Source organism: Streptomyces sp. NPDC015144, assembly GCF_043079735.1.
GTDB lineage: Bacteria > Actinomycetota > Actinomycetes > Streptomycetales > Streptomycetaceae > Streptomyces.
In genome coordinates this window covers 1-2,912 of sequence record NZ_JBIBUU010000054.1, presented here as the reverse complement: position 1 = coordinate 2,912, position 2,912 = coordinate 1, and the positions used below count along the sequence as shown (strand labels likewise).

1 protein-coding gene is annotated in these 2,912 nt (G+C 69.2%); it reads right to left on the bottom strand.

Annotated features, from left to right (window positions below; genetic code table 11):
* A partial coding sequence (locus ACF08W_RS35045; RefSeq protein WP_392281772.1) for a beta-ketoacyl synthase N-terminal-like domain-containing protein occupies positions 1 to 2,912 on the bottom strand: 2,912 nt, incomplete at both ends.

The window sequence follows — 2,912 nt, the reverse complement described above, 5'->3', positions numbered from 1 at the left end:
CACCCGCGACCGCACGGAAATCGTCCAGCATCCCGTCCATCAACGGCGAATGGAACGCATGACTCACCGTCAGGCGACGCGTCCGATATCCCGCCCCCTCCAACAGACCCGCGACCTCCAGGACCGTGGCCTCGTCACCCGACACGACCGTGGAGGAGGGTCCGTTCACCGCGGCCAGCGCAACCCCCGCACGCCCCTCCAGCAACGGGGCCACCACCGACTCGCCCGCCCGGACCGCGACCATCGCACCACCCGCCGGCAACGCCTGCATCAACCGCCCCCGCGCCGCCACCAACCGCGCCGCATCCCCCAACGACAACACCCCCGCCACATGCGCCGCCGCAAGCTCACCCACCGAATGCCCCGCCACAAAGTCGGGCACCACACCCCACGACTCCCACAACCGGAACAACGCCACCTCCAACGCGAACAACCCCGGCTGCGTGAACGCCGTCTCGTCCACGACCCCCTCCCCCACCGCCTCGGCCAACGGCAGCCCCAGCAGACCCTCGAACGCCTCACCCACCGCGTCGAACGCCTCCGCGAACACCGGGAACGACGCATACAACCCACGCCCCATCCCCACCCGCTGACTCCCCTGACCAGCGAACAAGAACGCAGTCTTCCCACGCCTCCCCGCCACGCCCCGAACCACCAAAGCCGACGACTCACCACCCTCCAACGACTTCAGACCAGCCAGCAGCTCCTCACGGCCGGATCCGACCACGACGGCGCGGTGGTCGAACCGGGCGCGGGACACCATCAGCGCATGGCCAACGTCCTGGGGGTGCGGACCACCCTCGGCGGCGACGAGCTCATACAGCCGACGTGCCTGGTCCGCAATGGCCTCCTCCTTCGGGGCGGAGAGCGCCCACAGGGTCGGGGCGTCGCTCTGCGGGGGCTCCTCTCGGCTGGTCCTCTCAGCAGCCTCGTCCGTCTTCACCTGTTCGAGGATGACGTGGGCGTTGGTCCCGCTGATACCGAACGACGACACGGCAGCCCGGCGCGGACGGTCCTCCGCCTCGGGCCACTCCCGCGCCTCCGTCAGCAGCTCGACCGCACCCATCGACCAGTCCACATGCGGTGACGGCTCATCCACGTGCAAGGTCTCCGGCAGGATCCCGTGCCGCATCGCCTGCACCATCTTGATCACACCCGCCACACCCGCCGCGGCCTGGGTGTGACCGATGTTCGACTTCACCGACCCCAGCCACAACGGCCTCCCCGGCGCACGACCCTGCCCATACGTCGCCAGCAACGCCTGCGCCTCGATCGGATCACCCAACCGCGTACCCGTCCCATGCGCCTCCACCACATCCACATCGGCGGCCGTCAGCCGGGCACTCGCCAGAGCCTGACGGATCACCCGCTCCTGCGACGGACCGTTCGGCGCCGTCAGACCATTGCTCGCACCGTCCTGATTCGTCGCGGAACCACGCACCACCGCCAGGACCCGATGCCCGTTCCGCTCCGCGTCCGACAACCTCTCCAACAACAACAGACCGACACCCTCGGAGAAACCCGTGCCGTCCGCCGACGACGAGAACGACTTGCAACGCCCGTCCACCGACAGACCACGCTGCCGACTGAACTCGATGAACGTGTTCGGCGTCGCCATGACCGTCACACCACCCGCCAACGCCAACGAGCACTCACCACTACGCAACGCCTGCGCCGCCAGATGCAACGCCACCAACGACGACGAGCACGCCGTATCCACCGACACCGCCGGCCCCTCCAGACCGAACGTGTACGAGATACGACCCGACGCGACACTGCCGTAGCTTCCGTTACGGAGATACCCCTCCAGCTCTTCGGGGACATGCTGGAGCCGTGATCCGTAGTCGTTGTACATGACGCCGGTGAAGACGCCGGTCCGGCTCCCCCGTACCGCTGCCGGGTCCATACCCGCCCGCTCGAACGCCTGCCACGCCGTCTCCAGCAGCAACCGCTGCTGCGGATCCGTCGCCAGCACCTCACGCGGACTCAGCCCGAAGAACTCCGCGTCGAAATCAGCCGCGTCATAGAGGAACCCGCCATCACGCGCATACGACGACCCCGACCGCGCAGGATCCGCATCGTACAACCGCTCCAGATCCCACCCCCGGTCCTCCGGGAAACCACCGATCGCATCCCCACCCGAAGCCACCAACCGCCACAGATCCTCCGGCGACCCCACCCCACCCGGAAAACGGCACGCCATCGACACAATCGCAATCGGCTCATCCGAAACGACAGAAGCGGAGGAGGTGTGCCGGGCGGAGGACTCGTCGGCCCCGGTCACCTGGCCACGCAGGTGGTCGGCGAGGGCCGCCGGGCTGGGGTGGTCGAAGACGAGCGTGGCCGGGAGGCGGAGGCCAGTGGTGGCGATCAGCCGGTTGCGGAGTTCCACCGCCGTCAGGGAGTCGAAGCCGAGTGTCTTGAACGCCTGGTTGACAGCCACGCCTTCGTCGTCGGAGTGGCCGAGCACGGTGGCGATCTGCTTGCGTACGAGGTCGAGCACCGCCGTTTCGCGTTCGGACTCGGGCAGCGCCACCATCCGCTGGGCCCAGGACTCCGCCGCGCCCGCGCCGCCGGCCGCCTGGGCCACCCGCCGTGCAGGGGTCCTGACGAGGCTGCGGAAGAGGGGCTGGATCGTGTTGTCGGCGCCCTGTGCGCGCTGGGAGGACAGGTCGAGCCTGGCCGGGACGAGCAGTGCGTCCTCGTGGGTGAGCGCGGAATCGAGGAGCGCGAGTCCCTGGTCCGACGGGAGCTGGGCGACTCCGGCACGGGCCATGCGGGCCACGTCCGTACGGTCGAGGTGACCGGTCATCCCGCTGGCGTCGGCCCACAGGCCCCATGCGAGGGAGAGCCCCGGCCGGCCATGGGCACGACGGTGCGCGGCAAGACCGTCCAGGAACGCATTGGCCGCG